Annotated in this window: 14 protein-coding genes; 1 reads left to right on the top strand and 13 read right to left on the bottom strand. The window is 39.6% G+C overall.

The genetic code is table 11. The features are described 5' to 3' along the window. Nucleotides 1-100 precede the first annotated feature (100 nt). Nucleotides 101-1,573, bottom strand: a complete 1,473-nt coding sequence (gene guaB, locus QUE72_RS14710; protein WP_074498853.1) for an IMP dehydrogenase — start codon at nt 1,571-1,573, stop codon at nt 101-103. Between the two features lie 152 nt (nt 1,574-1,725). Between guaB and xseA the strand changes: the two genes are divergently transcribed. Next, nucleotides 1,726-3,060, top strand: a complete 1,335-nt coding sequence (xseA, locus tag QUE72_RS14715) for an exodeoxyribonuclease VII large subunit (protein ID WP_286269813.1) — start codon at nt 1,726-1,728, stop codon at nt 3,058-3,060. Here the strand turns inward: xseA and QUE72_RS14720 are convergent. From QUE72_RS14720 to iscX, 12 genes are all read right to left on the bottom strand, one after another. Then, nucleotides 3,057-3,740, bottom strand: a complete 684-nt coding sequence (locus QUE72_RS14720; protein ID WP_286269814.1) for a PilZ domain-containing protein — start codon at nt 3,738-3,740, stop codon at nt 3,057-3,059. The genes xseA and QUE72_RS14720 overlap by 4 nt on opposite strands. A 104-nt stretch (nt 3,741-3,844) precedes the next feature. Beyond that, nucleotides 3,845-5,287: a ribosome biogenesis GTPase Der gene (gene der / locus QUE72_RS14725; RefSeq protein WP_074498856.1), complete on the bottom strand. Its 1,443-nt coding sequence runs from the start codon at nt 5,285-5,287 to the stop codon at nt 3,845-3,847. A gap of 86 nt (nt 5,288-5,373) precedes the next feature. Continuing rightward, the gene (gene bamB, locus QUE72_RS14730; protein ID WP_286269815.1) at nt 5,374-6,576 is read right to left on the bottom strand and encodes an outer membrane protein assembly factor BamB; all 1,203 of its coding nucleotides are present in this window, start codon (nt 6,574-6,576) and stop codon (nt 5,374-5,376) included. Nucleotides 6,577-6,617: 41 nt separating this feature from the next. Next, complete coding sequence (locus QUE72_RS14735) at nt 6,618-7,256, bottom strand: YfgM family protein (protein ID WP_286269816.1); 639 nt, start codon at nt 7,254-7,256, stop codon at nt 6,618-6,620. A gap of 10 nt (nt 7,257-7,266) precedes the next feature. Next, a complete protein-coding gene (gene hisS / locus QUE72_RS14740; protein ID WP_286269817.1) occupies nt 7,267-8,541 on the bottom strand; it encodes a histidine--tRNA ligase in 1,275 nt (424 codons plus the stop codon). Between the two features lie 84 nt (nt 8,542-8,625). Next, nucleotides 8,626-9,747, bottom strand: a complete 1,122-nt coding sequence (ispG, locus tag QUE72_RS14745; protein WP_074498860.1) for a flavodoxin-dependent (E)-4-hydroxy-3-methylbut-2-enyl-diphosphate synthase — start codon at nt 9,745-9,747, stop codon at nt 8,626-8,628. Nucleotides 9,748-9,758: 11 nt separating this feature from the next. Continuing rightward, nucleotides 9,759-10,799 carry a cytoskeleton protein RodZ gene (gene rodZ, locus QUE72_RS14750; RefSeq protein WP_286269819.1) on the bottom strand — a complete coding sequence of 347 codons (1,041 nt, stop codon included), beginning with the start codon at nt 10,797-10,799 and terminating at the stop codon, nt 9,759-9,761. A gap of 19 nt (nt 10,800-10,818) precedes the next feature. After that, nucleotides 10,819-12,045 (bottom strand): type IV pilus biogenesis/stability protein PilW, encoded by a 1,227-nt coding sequence (pilW, locus tag QUE72_RS14755; RefSeq protein ID WP_286269820.1) that lies wholly within the window; start codon nt 12,043-12,045, stop codon nt 10,819-10,821. Between the two features lie 26 nt (nt 12,046-12,071). Beyond that, complete coding sequence (locus QUE72_RS14760) at nt 12,072-13,241, bottom strand: bifunctional tRNA (adenosine(37)-C2)-methyltransferase TrmG/ribosomal RNA large subunit methyltransferase RlmN (protein ID WP_286269822.1); 1,170 nt, start codon at nt 13,239-13,241, stop codon at nt 12,072-12,074. A gap of 290 nt (nt 13,242-13,531) precedes the next feature. Further along, complete coding sequence (ndk, locus tag QUE72_RS14765; RefSeq protein ID WP_074498863.1) at nt 13,532-13,963, bottom strand: nucleoside-diphosphate kinase; 432 nt, start codon at nt 13,961-13,963, stop codon at nt 13,532-13,534. A 269-nt stretch (nt 13,964-14,232) separates the two neighbouring features. Beyond that, the gene (locus QUE72_RS14770; RefSeq protein WP_074498864.1) at nt 14,233-15,924 is read right to left on the bottom strand and encodes an NAD-dependent malic enzyme; all 1,692 of its coding nucleotides are present in this window, start codon (nt 15,922-15,924) and stop codon (nt 14,233-14,235) included. A 233-nt stretch (nt 15,925-16,157) separates the two neighbouring features. Next, entirely contained in the window at nt 16,158-16,355 is a 198-nt protein-coding gene (iscX, locus tag QUE72_RS14775) for a Fe-S cluster assembly protein IscX (RefSeq protein ID WP_074498865.1), read from the bottom strand. Nucleotides 16,356-16,502: the final 147 nt, after the last annotated feature.

Raw genomic sequence — 16,502 nt, forward strand, 5'->3', positions numbered from 1 at the left:
AAGTAACAGGCTGATTTAAAAAATCAGCCTGTAAAATAACTAACAACATTTAATGCATTAATGTTTTACTAAAACACTAAAGCGATTAAACGTATGCACATTAGCCCATTCTATAATTAGGCGCTTCTTTAGTGATGGCAACATCATGCACATGAGATTCACCCATGCCTGCAGCTGTTATTTTCATAAATTGAGGTTTAGTACGCATTTCTTCTATTGTAGCTGAACCTGTAAGCCCCATTGAAGAGCGTAAGCCCCCCATTTGCTGATGAATAATCGCTGAAACTGGGCCTTTATAAGCAACCCGACCTTCAATACCTTCTGGTACTAATTTATCAGCTTCTCCATCAGATTTTTGAAAATAACGGTCACTTGATCCTTCTTTTTGCGACATAGCGCCTAAAGATCCCATACCGCGATAAGATTTGTAATAACGCCCTTGGTAAAGTTCTACCTCGCCTGGTGACTCTTCAGTACCAGCAAACATACTACCAACCATGACACAATGCGCACCTGCAACTAATGCTTTTGCAATATCACCCGAAAAGCGAATTCCGCCATCAGCAATCACAGGTACACCAGTTCCTTTAATAGCATCTACAGCATTGGATATTGCTGTTAATTGCGGTACACCTACACCGGTAACAATGCGTGTTGTACAAATTGAACCTGGGCCAATCCCTACTTTGACGGCATCAACTCCAGCATCAACTAACGCTTTTGCACCTTCGCCTGTTGCCACGTTACCAGCAACAATTTGTAAATCAGGGTATTTATCACGGGTTTCTTTTACGCGATCAAGTACGCCTTGAGAATGTCCATGTGAAGTATCAATCAATAACACATCAACACCCGCAGCAACTAATGCATCAATACGTTCATCAGTACCTGCACCAACGCCTACTGCAGCGCCAACACGCAAACGACCTAATGCGTCTTTACATGCATTCGGCTTACTTTCAGCTTTTTGATAATCTTTAACAGTAATAAGACCTGTTAATTTAAATGCATCATCAACCATTAAGGTTTTTTCAATGCGATGCTCATGCATTAAGCCTAAAATCTCTTCTCGCTTAGCACCTTCTTTTACCGTTACTAGCCGTTCTTTTTCAGTCATTAACGCCGATACTGGCTTTGATAGGTCCGTTTCAAAACGTAAGTCACGACCGGTTACAATACCAACAAGGTTATTAGCGTCATCCACAACAGGAAAACCAGAAAAGCCAAGTTCATCAGCTAACATCATCACAGATTCAATAGAAGCAGTTGGGCTAACTGTAACAGGATCAGTTACTATCCCGCTTTCAAACTTTTTCACAGTAGAAACGTTTTTAGCTTGCTCAGCGATGGTCATATTTTTATGAATAAAACCTAGCCCCCCTTCTTGCGCTAACGTAATCGCTAGACGCGCTTCGGTCACTGTATCCATCGATGCAGAAACCATAGGTACATTTAATTCAATTTTTCGGGTTAATTTGGTTTTCAATTCGGCCGTATGAGGCAGTACCGTTGAGTGGGCAGGTACAAGTAGAACATCATCAAAAGTTAGTGCTTCTTGAGCAATTCGTAGCATCGCAACATCTCTCTAATTAAAGTGGCTAGGGAGGAAATATTGCGGCAGAATTTTAACCGTTTTCGCCTGTCAGGTAAACTTAATTTTTACTATTTTACAGAAAAACTTATAATGGCTGGCATAAATGATCCTTATCCTAATTTTGTTTCCTTATGAGCCAACAGTATATTTTAAAAATTAGCGAACTGACGAAGAAAGTAAAGTACCTTTTAGAAAGTGAAATGAGTACCGTATGGCTGACAGGCGAAATATCAAATTTTGTTGCTGCTGCCTCTGGCCACTGGTATTTATCGTTAAAAGATAGTAAAGCACAAGTAAGATGTGCCATGTTTAAAGGTAACAATAATAAAGTACGTAATAAGCCGATAAATGGCCAACAAGTTCTTGTACGTGCTCGTGTTTCACTATATGAACCTCGCGGTGACTTTCAATTAATCATCGATCAAATGGATGATGCTGGTGACGGTTTACTCCAACAGCAATTTGAAAAATTAAAAGTGACATTAAATGCTCAAGGCTATTTTTCAACGCACAACAAACAAGCATTACCAGATCATATTAATACGATTGGTGTAGTAACATCACCAACAGGTGCAGCGATTAAAGATATTCTATCGGTATTACAACGCAGAAGCCCGCAAACCCACGTTATTATTTACCCTGCATTGGTACAAGGTAAAGACGCAAAGCATGATATTGCAGCTGCCATTGAGCAAGCGAATCTTCGAAGAGAATGCGATGCACTCATTGTTGGTCGCGGTGGCGGCTCTCTGGAAGATTTATGGTCGTTTAACGAAGAAATCGTCGTAGAAGCCATTTACCAAAGCAAAATACCAATCATTAGTGCTGTAGGCCATGAAATTGACACTACATTAGCTGACTATGTCGCCGATGTTAGAGCGGCTACTCCTTCTGCAGCTGCAGAAATAGCGTCAAAGAATACCGCTGATACGCTCGATAAAGCCCTACAATTGAAGCAACGATTAATTCGACAATTATCAATCACCACTGAAAAATGGCATCAGCAACTTACAAACATAACTCATCGTCTTGATCGTGTTCATCCTGAACAACACATTGTCACGCAACAACAACGAGCAGATGAACTCGCAAACAGATTAACTACCGCACAACTTAACCAGTTAGCACGGCTTTCTTTACCGAGTAAATTGGTTAATCAGCGATTTGCACAGTTGCCTATTCAACAAAATATCATCAGACAACAGCAGCATTCAGAATCATTGCAAACACGTTTAATTAAGGCGATAAACTTTAGTCATCAACGTAAACAGCAAAAATTTGTTAAATGCATTGAACAATTACAATTAGTAAGCCCATTAGCAACCATAGCAAGAGGCTACAGCGTGACACGAACGACAATGGGTATTGTTAAGTCTGTAAAGCAAGTTGATATTGGTAAGAGTGTTGAAGTACAACTGTCTGACGGTACCTTTGCTGCGACAGTCACTTCCGTTGAAGACAACTAAACTTCTAGCGTGATGACATGATGAAGTAACTTTATCACTAACTCACGCGCATTTTCATTAAATTTTACGCCAATGGAAACGCCATTAAGTACAGGTTTAATGGCGCACATAGTACCTGGTAGTTTTAAATTATTAAGATCTTGAAAGTTTTCTATGATCACACTGATAGATTTATCTTTGGTCATATTAAGCTTTTCGCCATTTTTAATCAGTATTTGGCAACCTGATAGCGAAAGATCAGTGATCAACCCTTGCCAATATTGACCTTCGACGAACACTTTAGAAACAATATCGGTGTCAATTCGAATAGATTTACGTAAACTTTGAACACTTAATGAACGCGGAAAATCTAACACCATAATTTTAGAGGGTATTTGTAACGTTTGTTTCACCGTACTCACAAATGCAGCAACTGAGCCTTCGTGCCCTTCAATCAACCCTCGCACAGTAACTGCAACACCTTGCGTTAAAAACTGACTAAAACTGCCGAGTTTATTTTTATCAGGAAATTGAACGAGCACGTATTTTTTAGGTAAATAGCCGATGAACGTTGTTCTAAATTTACCTTTTTGACCGGCCGGCGTGGCAATATCAATCGTAACTAAAGAGCCGGCAAGTAGTAAGCCTAAATTGCGATTAAGCCGATCTACCGTTTCTATTTTGGTTGGCGACGAAGGCATGTTTTTATAGTCGTGATAAATAATAGTTATAAAATTAGCTAAAAATACGTTGTAATGCAACGTATTAGCACACAGAAATAATATTAATTTATCACGCTATATTGTTACTCTGAAGTTTTGTAGCCTTGTGTTTTACGCGCTAACTTCTTTTGTTCACTGTAAGAAAGCTTTTTCTTACCAGCAAACGGGTTCGATGTTTCTCTAAACTCAATTTTTATCGGCGTTCCCATAATTTTTAATGATTTACGATAATAATTCATTAAATAACGTTTATAAGATTGCGGTAAAAATTTCGCCTGATTACCATGTATCACGATGATGGGTGGATTGTAACCACCGGCATGCGCATATTTTAATCGGATACGGCGACCATTATGCATAGGTGGTTGATGATCAAACACTGCCATATCTAATACTTTTGTCACCATTGACGTCGAAATACGTTTCGTTGCAGACACAAATGCTTCTTCAACTGATTCATATAAATGCCCAACACCGGTTCCATGCAGCGCAGAAATAAAATGAATACGTGCAAAATCAATGAAGCCTAAGCGACGATCTAATTCTTTATGGATACGATCTTTAACGCTCTCATCGAGTCCATCCCATTTGTTTACCGCCACCACTAATGAACGCCCAGCCTCAAGAATAAAACCAAGCAAACTTAAATCTTGATCAGAAATACCTTCTTGGGCATCAATCACGAGCAAACATACGTTAGCATCTTCAATGGCTCGAAGTGTTTTGATCACGGAGTATTTTTCAACAACATCTGTCACATTTTTACGACGACGAATACCCGCTGTATCAATTAGGGTGTACTCTCTGCCGTTGCGTTCCATTGGAATATAAACGCTATCTCGGGTTGTGCCGGGCATATCATAAACCACCACCCGTTCTTCGCCTAAAATACGGTTCGTTAATGTTGATTTACCAACATTCGGTTTGCCAATAATCGCTAACTTTATCGTGTCGTTTTCATCGGGTGCTTGATCAATTAATGCTTCCTCAGATAACGGTTCATTGTCATCGTCATTTTGAGTTTCACCTAGCGCTTCAATATGAGGTGTTAATGCCAGCGTTAATAACTGTGTCACTCCACGACCATGAGCAGCGGCAATCTGATGCACCTCTCCTAGTGCTAATTGATAAAATTCAGCAACCGCTGAATCAGCGTCAATACCATCTATTTTATTGGCAACAAGAAAGACTTTTTTATTCTGTTTTCGCAGGTAATCAGCAATACCTTGATCAGCTGATGTTAAACCAGCACGGGCATCTACCATAAATAACACCGCATCTGCTTCTTCAATAGCCATTAAAGATTGCTCAGCCATTAAAGCATCAATGCCTTCTTCATTGCCGTGAATACCACCCGTATCAATAACAATGAAAGGGTGCTCTTCAACCTCTGCTTGACCGTACTGTCTATCTCGCGTTAAGCCTGGATAGTCAGCAACTAATGCATCACGACTACGCGTTAAGCGGTTAAACAAAGTTGATTTTCCAACATTAGGACGCCCTACAAGCGCAACAACAGGAAGCATGATTACCTCAAAATTTTCTATTTAATAAACAACAGCGGCCCTGCAAACATTGCAGAGCCGCTTTAATCTTAGCACTTTAAATGGGACTAAGGCTTTTTAATCGCCTGTAGATCACCATCTTTTGACAGGACAAAAAGTAAATTTCCATCTGTCGTCGGTGTTGCATATACACCACTGCCATCAACATGATGACGAGCAACAATATCGCCTGACTCTTTATCTAACCAATGTAAATAGCCTTCAAAGTCACCCACAACAATGTAGTTATCGAATTCTTTTGGCCCTGTAACATTACGGTTAGTGAGCGCAAGTTGACTCCATTTCTCTGTGCCGTTTACGCGATCAATCGCATAAACATGGCCTTTAACATCAGTTAAGTAAATCGTATTACCACTAATTTCAAGGTCACGGTAAGAAGAATATTGACGCTTCCATAGCACTCTTCCACTTCGTAAATCTACTGACGCTAAGTTACCGCGAGCAGAAATACTATAGGCTTTATCACCATAAATTATAGGGCTTGAATCAATATCAACAACACGGTCTAACTCTGTTGAACCCGTTGCTTCGCCTATTTCTGATGTCCATCCTTGTTGACCATTTTCTAATAAGTATACGGTTAAACTACCATTTGGCGCACCAACAACTGCACCACCAGCAGCTAATGCTGGTGAGCTGGTACCCCTAAGTGTTAATGGTGGCACATCTTGCTCTATTTGCCATAGTGTTTCACCATCAGTGGCGTTAAACGCCTTAACAACGCCTGATGCCGTATTTACAACAAGTACGCCAGCATCGAAACCTGGTGCGGCTAACACTTCACCTTTCACTTTACTGTGCCAGCTTAACTCACCTGTTTCTGCATCTAATGCATAGATATCGCCATTTTCACTACCAATGAAGACTTTATTCATTGCTGCAGTTGGACCACCATTAAGATACGCTGTTGGCTTACTAGAGAAAAATCCGCCTTCACCTTCTTTCCGCAAATCTGTACGCCATAGCTCTTTACCGGTAGCTGGATCCATTGCATAAACTTCACCTTCTCGGCTTGCGCTATAAAGCTTGTCATAGGCGACAAGAGGAGTAATACGTGAAAAATACTTACCTACACCACCAATGCTCTCTTCCCAAACCACATCAACTTCAAATCGTTCGGTAATTTCTGTTAGCTCCACTGGTTCATTTGGATCTATTTCATCATCAGTGGAAGAACATGCCATTAAGCCTGTTAATAAACAGCCAATAAGCAATGTTTTATGTCGTAATACGTTTGTTATTTTTAGCACTAATGGCTCCGTTTAATCACGCGTTATGTAAAAAAGCAAGGTTATTTAGGTAGAACAATTTGCTCTGCTAGGTTATCAAACTTCATTTGTAATACAGGGTTAGTACCTGCTGAGCTTGCGTCTAATGCTGCCTGATAAGCCGTGCGAGCTTTTGCCTTATCACCATTTAAAACATAGGCATCACCTTTAATTTCTTCACGCTCGGCGTTAAACGCTTCAGGAAATTCACCATTTAACGTTTTCAACGCTAATTCAATTTGTTTAGTTTCAAGTTGAACACGCGCTAAGCGTAATTTAGCTAATGCTTGCATTGCTTTGTTGGTAGTATTTTCAATCGCTTGATTTAAATACGTTTCAACTTGTGCCCAGTCTTTGTGTTCAGCAGAATCTTTTGCTAAAGCAAGTGCGGTTAAGCTAGCGTAACTTGTTCCACTGTTATTTTTGATAAAGTCCTGACCACGTGTTTGAAACGCCTCATCATCTTGTTCTAATAAAGTGATCACTTGCTGGTAATTTTCAGAAACTTCTATCTCTTGGCTTAACTTATTATCTTTGTAATAGCCATAACCTATGAAGCCAGAAAAACCCAACACTAAGCCAGCAATGATGGCATTACCATATTCATTCCAAATTCTTTTAAGTTGTTCAACTTGTTGTTCTTCTGTTTGATGTATATCCACAACGATTCCTTTAAAGTAAACTTTTTAATAACGCTGGCACTTGATCAAATGCCATTTGTTGTTGTTCTTGTTGACCACGTAAATATTTTACCGTGACTTGCTGATTAACCAGCTCATCTTCACCTAAAATAAGCGCAACCTGAGCGCCTGACTTATCAGCACGCTTAATTTGTTTTTTCATATTACCGCCACCACAATGTGTTTGTATACGCGTTTGTGGGACTTCATCTCGCCATTGTTCGGCAAGTGCTGTAGCTTTAATGTCTATACCTTCGCCTAAGCTGATCACATAGGCATCAACTTGTGGCCTTACATTTTGCACTTTATCTAAACTCGTTAACATTAACACTAATCGTTCAATACCTAACGCGAATCCAAAACCAGGTGTTGCCTTGCCGCCTAATTGTTCAACTAAGCCATCGTAACGACCACCGGCACAGATTGTTCCTTGTGCGCCCAAGCTATCTGTTGTCCATTCAAATACAGTACGATTGTAATAATCTAAACCACGTACCAGTTTATCATTAAGTACATAGTTAATGCCTGCGGCGTCTAAACGTTGGCATACACCCTCAAAGTGTTTAGTTGACTCTTCACCGAAATAGTCAGCTAATTTAGGTGCTCCTTCTAACGCTTTTTGTACGTCAGGATTTTTACTGTCTAATACTCGCAACGGGTTAGTATGCATACGCCTTTTTGAGTCATCATCCAATAAATCTTCTTTTTCAGATAAAAAGGTCACTAATGCATCGCGATACGCAGCGCGCTCTTCGTTAGATCCTAACGAATTCAATTCTAGTGTGACAAACTCATCGATGCCAAGTTCCTTCCAAAGTCGATAAGTTAATGAAATAACTTCAGCATCAATATCAGGTGTTGCTATACCAAAGGCTTCTAAGCCAAATTGATGGAATTGACGATAGCGACCTTTTTGCGGACGCTCATGACGAAACATCGGCCCCATATACCATAAGCGTTGCTCTTGATTATAAAGCAGACCATGTTGATTACCCGCTCGTACACAACAAGCAGTCCCCTCAGGACGCAGCGTTAAACTGTCACCATTACGATCATCAAAAGTGTACATTTCTTTTTCAACGATATCGGTGACTTCGCCGATTGAGCGTTTGAAAAGTGCGGTAGATTCGACAATTGGCATACGAATTTCGGCGAAACCATAGTTACTGGCAACACGGCGTAAGACTGATTCAACCATCTGCCAAATATTCGTTTCTGAAGGAAGGCAGTCGTTCATACCACGAACAGCCTGAATTGTTTTACTCACCTAGAAGGCTCTCTTTTTGCTATTGGAAATGTAAAATGCAGCGCGCATTATAGGCAGTTTAGCGATAAACGTAAACTACCGAACTTAATTGTCGATCTCTTTGACCGCAATTTTATTGGCTTGATCCATTAACTTTGCTTTTGCGCGTATGCGTTGTTCAAGTTGATCAACCAATTGGTTGTTATCAAAGCGCTCTTTTTGCCTGATACCATCTAAATAAAAGCCACTCTTTTTACTGCTACCGGTTAAGCCTAAATCTGAAACCGTTGCTTCGCCAGGGCCATTAACGATACAACCAATAATCGAAACATCCATCGGTGTCATAATATCTTCAACACGTTGCTCTAACTCATTAACAGTACTGATCACATCAAATTCTTGACGAGAGCAACTTGGACAAGCAATAAAATTGATACCACGGCTACGTAGTTTTAATGATTTTAAAATATCAAAACCTACTTTCACTTCTTCTACAGGATCTGCAGCCAAAGACACGCGTAAAGTATCGCCAATACCTTCAGATAATAACAACCCTAGCCCAACTGATGACTTAACCGCACCCGCTCGCAAACCGCCAGCTTCAGTAATACCAAGATGTAATGGGTTATCGATTTGTTTTGCTAATAACCGATACGAGCCAACAGCTAAAAAAACATCGGAAGCTTTAACGCTGACCTTAAAATCATGGAAGTTTAAACGGTCGAGAATATCAACATGACGCATCGCTGATTCAAGTAATGCTTCAGCGGTAGGTTCTGTATATTTTTCTTGAATATCTTTTTCTAACGAGCCCCCGTTAACTCCAATACGAATTGAAATACCTTTATCGCGTGCAGATTCTACTACTGCTCTAACACGATCTTCACGGCCGATATTTCCAGGGTTAATACGTAAACAATCTGCGCCATATTCCGCCACTTTGAGTGCAATACGATAGTCAAAATGAATATCAGTCACTAACGGCACAGATACTTGTTGTTTAATTTCTCTAAAAGCTTCTGCTGCATCCATAGTAGGTACACTTACCCTTACGATGTCAGCGCCAACAGCTTCTAACGCTTTTATTTGTTTTACCGTAGCAGCAACATCAGTGGTTAATGTATTAGTCATAGACTGAACGGCTATAGGTGCATCACCACCAACAGGTACATTACCAACCATAATCTGGCGTGATTTTCGACGAATAATAGGGGATTCTTTAAACATAATAAATTCGTTTACTCTGCTTGATTTTCTGCATCGAGTGGCAAGGTAAATTTCGCAATGTTGCCACGGGAAAATTGCGACATATCAATATTGTCACCTTGAAAAGCAATCGTCACCAATTCTGGCTTTCCTAAAGTAACTTTAAACGGTGCCTGCCCTGATATATTCATAACATAGCCCGTTTTTTTAATACCCCATGCCACACGTTCGCCTGTTGCGTCATAGATATTGACCCAGCAATCGCCTGAAAAAGTAAATTGGGCAGACGTTAGTGGTTCATTTGAAGATGTTAGAGATAACTGTTCGTTAGGTTCTGCAACACCGGTACTGGCTATACTCTTTTCCGTTACGGAATCGTTAGTTAATGGTACATCATTAGAGATAGCATTATCAGCTTGTTGAAGTACTTCAGTTGATGATTGTTCTGAACTTGCCTGAGTTGTTATCTTGTTTTCAGTCGTCGCTTTTAAGGTTTCCGATAGAGGCGCTATGTTCGTTTCATCAATAATTTTATTTTCGGTTTGTTCGTCAACATCTACTGTTGTTAATATTGGTTGCTCAATGGAACTGGATTGCTCTTCTGTACTAGATGTTGTGTCAACAACTGCTGTTTTCTGGCTTTGTTTCGCATCTTGTATCCACCAAATCACACTTGAACCAACAAGTGCCGCAAGGATCAAATACGTTAGCCACATCAGTCTGCTATTTTCTGCTTGTTTTTCAGTTTCCTTCGAAAAACTTTGCATGAATGTGCCTTGCTTATCTTGCGTAGAACCAATATTAAGTGTTTCATAGCTTGCTAACACTTCTTTTTCAGGAAGATTAACCAGCTTAGCATAGCTTTTTAAATAGCCACGGTTGAAGGTGGCAGGCAATGACGCGTCAAAAATATCTTGTTCTATTTCACCAACTAAAGCTTTCCTGAAGTTCAATCGTTCCGCAACATCCAATTCACTTAACCCCATTTTTTTGCGTGCTTGAGCAAGCATTTCTCCTGGGCCTAAAGTTTTTGGTTCTTCAGTTTGTATTTCTAAATGTTCGTTTGTCGTCATGTTGGTCATTTAATGGTTGTTACTTCTTAGGATCAGCAAGTAAAATAACATCACCTATCTTAATTGATTGATTTCGAGAAAAGTTATTCCAGCGTTCTAACGCTTTCATGTGAATATTATATTTCACCGTAATGGAGAATAACGTGTCACCCTTTTTCACAATGTGTTGAGGGATTGACGATTTTTTTTCATTTGTCGTGATACTCTCATTCGACAGTGTCACCTTGTTTTCTGCTTTTTTACTATCTACATGGCTTACTGACTGAACAGTTTTTTCATCCGTTTTACTTCTATCACGCGCAAATTTTTTAGTATTATTACGTTTTTTCGCGTTTACATTTTTTGACTCAGCACTATACCCTTTAGGTGATAGCTTAACCACACGCTTTTTCTTTTTATTCAGAAGTAATGGCTTTGTTAATAATTGGTATTTTTCAGCTAACTCGTCAGCTTCTGTATGATCAAGCCCATTGAGTAAAAATTGCTTTGCTTGGAATGATTGCGGAAACATTTTCACTAACATACTCGCGTAATTTTTGGCAACACCCGCTTTATTTTGTTTCTGATAGGTTTTAAACGCTAATGCTAACGCTTCTGGCATAAAACGTCGGGTGGCTTTCTCATACCTTTTTAAGTACTGCTCAGCTAATTGATAATCGCCCTTTGCATATTGTAAGCGCATCATGTGTAAAATCGTAGAGGCATTACTTGGACTGTGCTGAATTGATTTATGTAAATAATGTTCGGCCTTGTCAAACGCATCCGCGTCAAGTTGACATAATGCCAAATTTTCATAACTTTTTGCCACTAATAAATACGTAGGAACGGCAATAGCCTTTAACATTTTCTGTTCAGCAAGTGCATATTTCTCTTGTTTACAAAGAAAGACACCGTAATTATTCAATGTATCTGGGTCATCACTATTAATTGATAACGCTTTCTCGTAAGCTTGAGTTGCTAGTTTTGGCTCACCAACAGTATCATAATAATGAGCAAAGGCAGTATGTACTTGAACAAGTTTAGGCGCTGAACGTTTTGCTTTTTCTAAATTAAGTTTAGCCTGCGTGGTATTACCCATTTTTAAATAGCCAAGCCCTAATGATATTCTGGTCATCGCAATTTCATTGTTCGATGATTCATTTTGTATCACGGGCGTGTTTTTATCATTTTCATAAGTTTGGGTGACACAGCCCGTTAAACCTAAAAAGATGATCAAACAAGTCATTGTTCTCAGAAAATTATCCATATATACCGACACAAGCATTATTGTTATCAGACTATTTTCACTGAAATTTGTTCAGCTTTCACCTGTTTTTTTTCATTTGCGTGTTCTGCGATGGCTGCAGTACGTTTTGTACGGTCTAAAACCTCGCCGGCAAGCTGTCCACACGCGGCATCAATATCATCACCTCGCGTGCGCCTTGTGATCACGGTATAACCATAACTTTGTAACACTTTGTCAAATCTATCAATACGTGAATTACTTGAACGTTGATACGGCGAACCTGGGTAAGGATTAAAAGGAATTAAGTTGACCTTACTTGGAGTGTCTTTCAATGCATGAGCGAGTTCATGTGCATGTTCTGTAGAGTCATTCACTTCTTGTATCATCACATACTCAACGGTCACTGCTTTTTGTGCTTTTGAGCCATCGATATATTGACGAGATGCTGCTAGAAAGTCTTGTAGTGGATATTTTTTATTGATTGGCACTAGTTCGTTTCGTAATTCATCATTTGGTGCGTGTATTGAAATAGCCAAGGCACAGTCAATTTTTTCTTTTAACATAGCAAGTGCAGGAACAACGCCTGATGTACTCACAGTTACACGACGTTTAGATAAACCATAACCTAGATCGTTTAACATGTTATCAAGCGCTGGCAGTAAGTTTTTCATGTTTAATAATGGTTCACCCATCCCCATCATCACTATGTTAGTGATTGGTCGCTTACCAGCAATACGAGTTGCACCAATATCATTCGCAACGCGCCAGACTTGGCCAATAATTTCAGCGACGGATAAATTACGATTAAAACCCTGCTGAGCTGTTGAACAAAAAGTACACTCTAAGGCACAACCTACTTGTGAAGAAACGCATAAGGTTGCACGATTATTTTCAGGGATCCAAACCGTTTCAACTTCTTGACCACCCTCTAACTTTAACGCGTACTTTATGGTGCCATCAGTTGATACTTGTTTTTGCGAGATTTCTGGCGCTTGAATTTCACAGTTACGCGATAATTTTTCACGCAATTTTTTATTCAAATTTGTCATTTGTTCAAAATCGTCGTACCCAAAATGGTACATCCATTTCATGACTTGATCAGCACGGAACGGTTTTTCGCCGATTGAAGCGAAATACTCACGCAACCCTTGATGGTCAAAGTTTAATAAATTAACTTTCGTCATAGTTGGTTGAACAATGGTTGCGGCTTCACTCATATTAAAAAACTCTCAATACTACAAAATTCAAGGGGCAAAATTGTACACTTTTTCAACAAAAGAGACAATTAAGATAACTAGCATAAATTAGCTATTCGTCTATGCGCAGCAAGAACTTATGCTAATCATCTAACAAAACAAAAGGATTTTACCGAATACCGATAAAACCCTTTTATTGTCTTTTATCAATTAAACTAAGCGCTTAACAATTTTTTAATAACGATATCACTGCTCGAATAGAACAAGGTTATCAACAATTAACTACCGTTAAAGCCTGTGTTTAATGAAAATTAACGAGTGCGTGCGCAAATCTCGTCATCAGAGAAGAAATACGCGATTTCGCGAGCCGCTGATTCTACAGCGTCTGAGCCGTGAACAGCATTTTCGTCGATAGAGTTTGCATAATCTGCACGTAAAGTACCTGCTAATGCTTCAGCAGGATTAGTAGCACCCATGATTTCACGATTTTTTAATACTGCACCTTCACCTTCAAGTACTTGAACCATCACTGGGCCAGAAGTCATGAATTCAACTAAAGCACCAAAGAAAGGACGTTCGCTGTGCTCAGCATAGAAGCCTTCAGCTTGTTCTTTAGAAAGATGAACCATTTTTGAAGCAATAATAGTTAAGCCAGCAGTTTCAAAGCGGTTGTAGATTTGACCAATAACATTTTTTGCTACTGCATCAGGTTTTACGATAGAAAAAGTACGTTCGATAGCCATGATAAGCCCTCAATTTTTGAACTAGAATATAAATTTTGGCGCGATTATAGACCAATTGTTAGCAAATGCCTACCTAGGAATAAAGATTGTTTTAAATAGGGGGAGTTTAGCTTTGTGGTATCAATTTTGGCCATATTCTAGTCTCAATTTAGACATATAGCCAAGACGAGAACCGAAGGAAGTTAAAACGTTTCGAACATAAAAACCCATTATCAATTTAAAGAAACAGCCCATTGTCATCAAAGAGCTGCTTCAAGTATGCTCAAGACTTACAGGCTACAACGACGATATTGTCGATAAGCCGGCTGCCAAAAATTACGTTCTATTTTGGCTGTTAACGCGTCATCATCAATACGCAATGCTAAATCTTGGTCAAATGCTACCTGCGCAACAGCAAAAGCTATTTCTTTACTCAAATTGGCGATCTCAGTTAATGGTGGCAACAATTCACCTTTACCAGTATTTGCCAAAGGTGAAGCTTTTGCTAGTGTCTTACTAGCAACCATTAACATTTCGTCTGTGATCCGATTAATATTTGCGGCTACAACAGCAAGACCTAATCCCGGAAAAATATAACTGTTATTGCATTGTGCAACAGGGAAAATATCCCCCTTATGCTCGACAGGCTCAAACGGGCTACCAGTAGCCACAATTGCTTTCCCTTCTGTCCAATTAATGACCTGTTCAGGTGTTGCTTCTACTTGTCGAACGGGGTTACTTAGTGGAAAAATTATCGGTTTGTCATTATATACTGTCATGGCTTTTATCACGTGTTCAGTAAATAAGCCAGCAACACCAGATACACCAATTAAAATGTCAGGTTGTGCTTGTTCAACCGTTTCTTGTAGCGTTGCATATTCACCAGCGATTTTCCACGAAGCAATAGCTGACCTCTGCTGACCAAGCTTTTCTTGAAAGTCTCTAAGGCCCCCCATACCTTGGGTTACCAGACCGTGGCGATCAATCATATACACTTGACTGCGTGCTTGTGCAGGCGCTGCTCCTTCACTGATCATTTGTGCAATTATCTGTTCTGCAATACCACACCCGGCGGAACCCGCGCCAACGAATACCACTTTTTGCTTTGATAACTGCCCGCCTTTTATCCGGCAAGCCGCGAGTAAAGTACCAACGGTTACTGATGCTGTGCCTTGGATATCATCATTAAAACAACATATTTGATCTTTATAACGATTTAGCAGCGGCATAGCATTAGGCTGTGCAAAATCTTCAAACTGCAACATGACGTGTGGCCAGCGACGTTTTACTGCCTGAACAAACAGATCGACAAATTCATCATATGCTTGTTGATCAATGCGTGGCTTACGTGTCCCCATATACATTGGATCATTAAGTAATTTTTCATTGTTTGTGCCCACATCGAGCATCACAGGTAAACAATACGCAGGACTAATACCACCACAAGCGGTATATAAAGAAAGTTTACCAATAGGAATCCCCATACCTCCGATACCTTGATCACCAAGGCCAAGAATACGCTCACCGTCAGTGACTACAATTATTTTAACTTTATTTTTAGTCGCGTTGCGTAATATATCGTCAATGTCATGACGATCTTCATATGAAATAAACAAGCCACGATTGCTGCGATAAATGTCAGAGAACTTTTCACAGGCATCACCTACTGTCGGTGTATAGATTATCGGCATCATTTCCGCTAAATGTGCTTGCACTAGCTTAAAGAACAAGGTTTCATTTTTGTCATGTATTGCACGCAGGTATATATGCTTATTTAAATTAGTGCGGAAACTACTATATTGCATATAGCAACGTTCAACTTGTTCATCAATCGTTTCGTACGACGGAGGTAATAAACCAGTTAAATTGAATTGTTTACGTTCTTCACGAGAAAAAGCAGACCCCTTATTAAGTAAAGGGGTTTCTAATAAATTAGGGCCTGAATAGGGAATATATAGAGGGCGTTGTTTGTTTGTTGTCATAAGTGTGTATTATTTGCGCCAGTTGGTTGCGATAAGACTTAATTTAAGCATAAGCTATAGCGCCTGATTATAGTCGAACTAACGCGTTCAACAAACCCGAGCACTGGATAAATTGTTAAAAATAGAGAAAAAAAAGACCTTATATAGTTTCGTCGGTAAAGATCTTTTCACACTAAACAATCGCGACAATATAATTAGCATACATTGAGTACGCTAACCGCTTGAGCGTTTAATTACATTTCGTCCATCCATGCTAATTGAATCGCTTCTAATACCCTTTCACCGCAATGGTTTGGGTTATCATCAAAGTTTTCAAGCGCTAAAACCCATTCACGTAAGTCAGTAAAGTGTATTTTGTAAGGATCCACTTCTGGATGCTGCTCCATCAAATCAAGCGCAATATCGAGTGAATCTGTCCAGCGAAGTCCCATAATGCCCTCTCGTTGTTTGTACTAAAAAATCAAATGGAACCAATAAAAGTCGACCAATAACATGACAATTAACCAAATAAAGATCAATCGCGCACGACGACAAAATTGACAATCTGTGTGCCATAAATTGGTTAGTTTTCCAAAAAA

This window comes from Thalassotalea hakodatensis (assembly GCF_030295995.1).
In the GTDB taxonomy this organism is placed as follows: domain Bacteria; phylum Pseudomonadota; class Gammaproteobacteria; order Enterobacterales; family Alteromonadaceae; genus Thalassotalea_C; species Thalassotalea_C hakodatensis.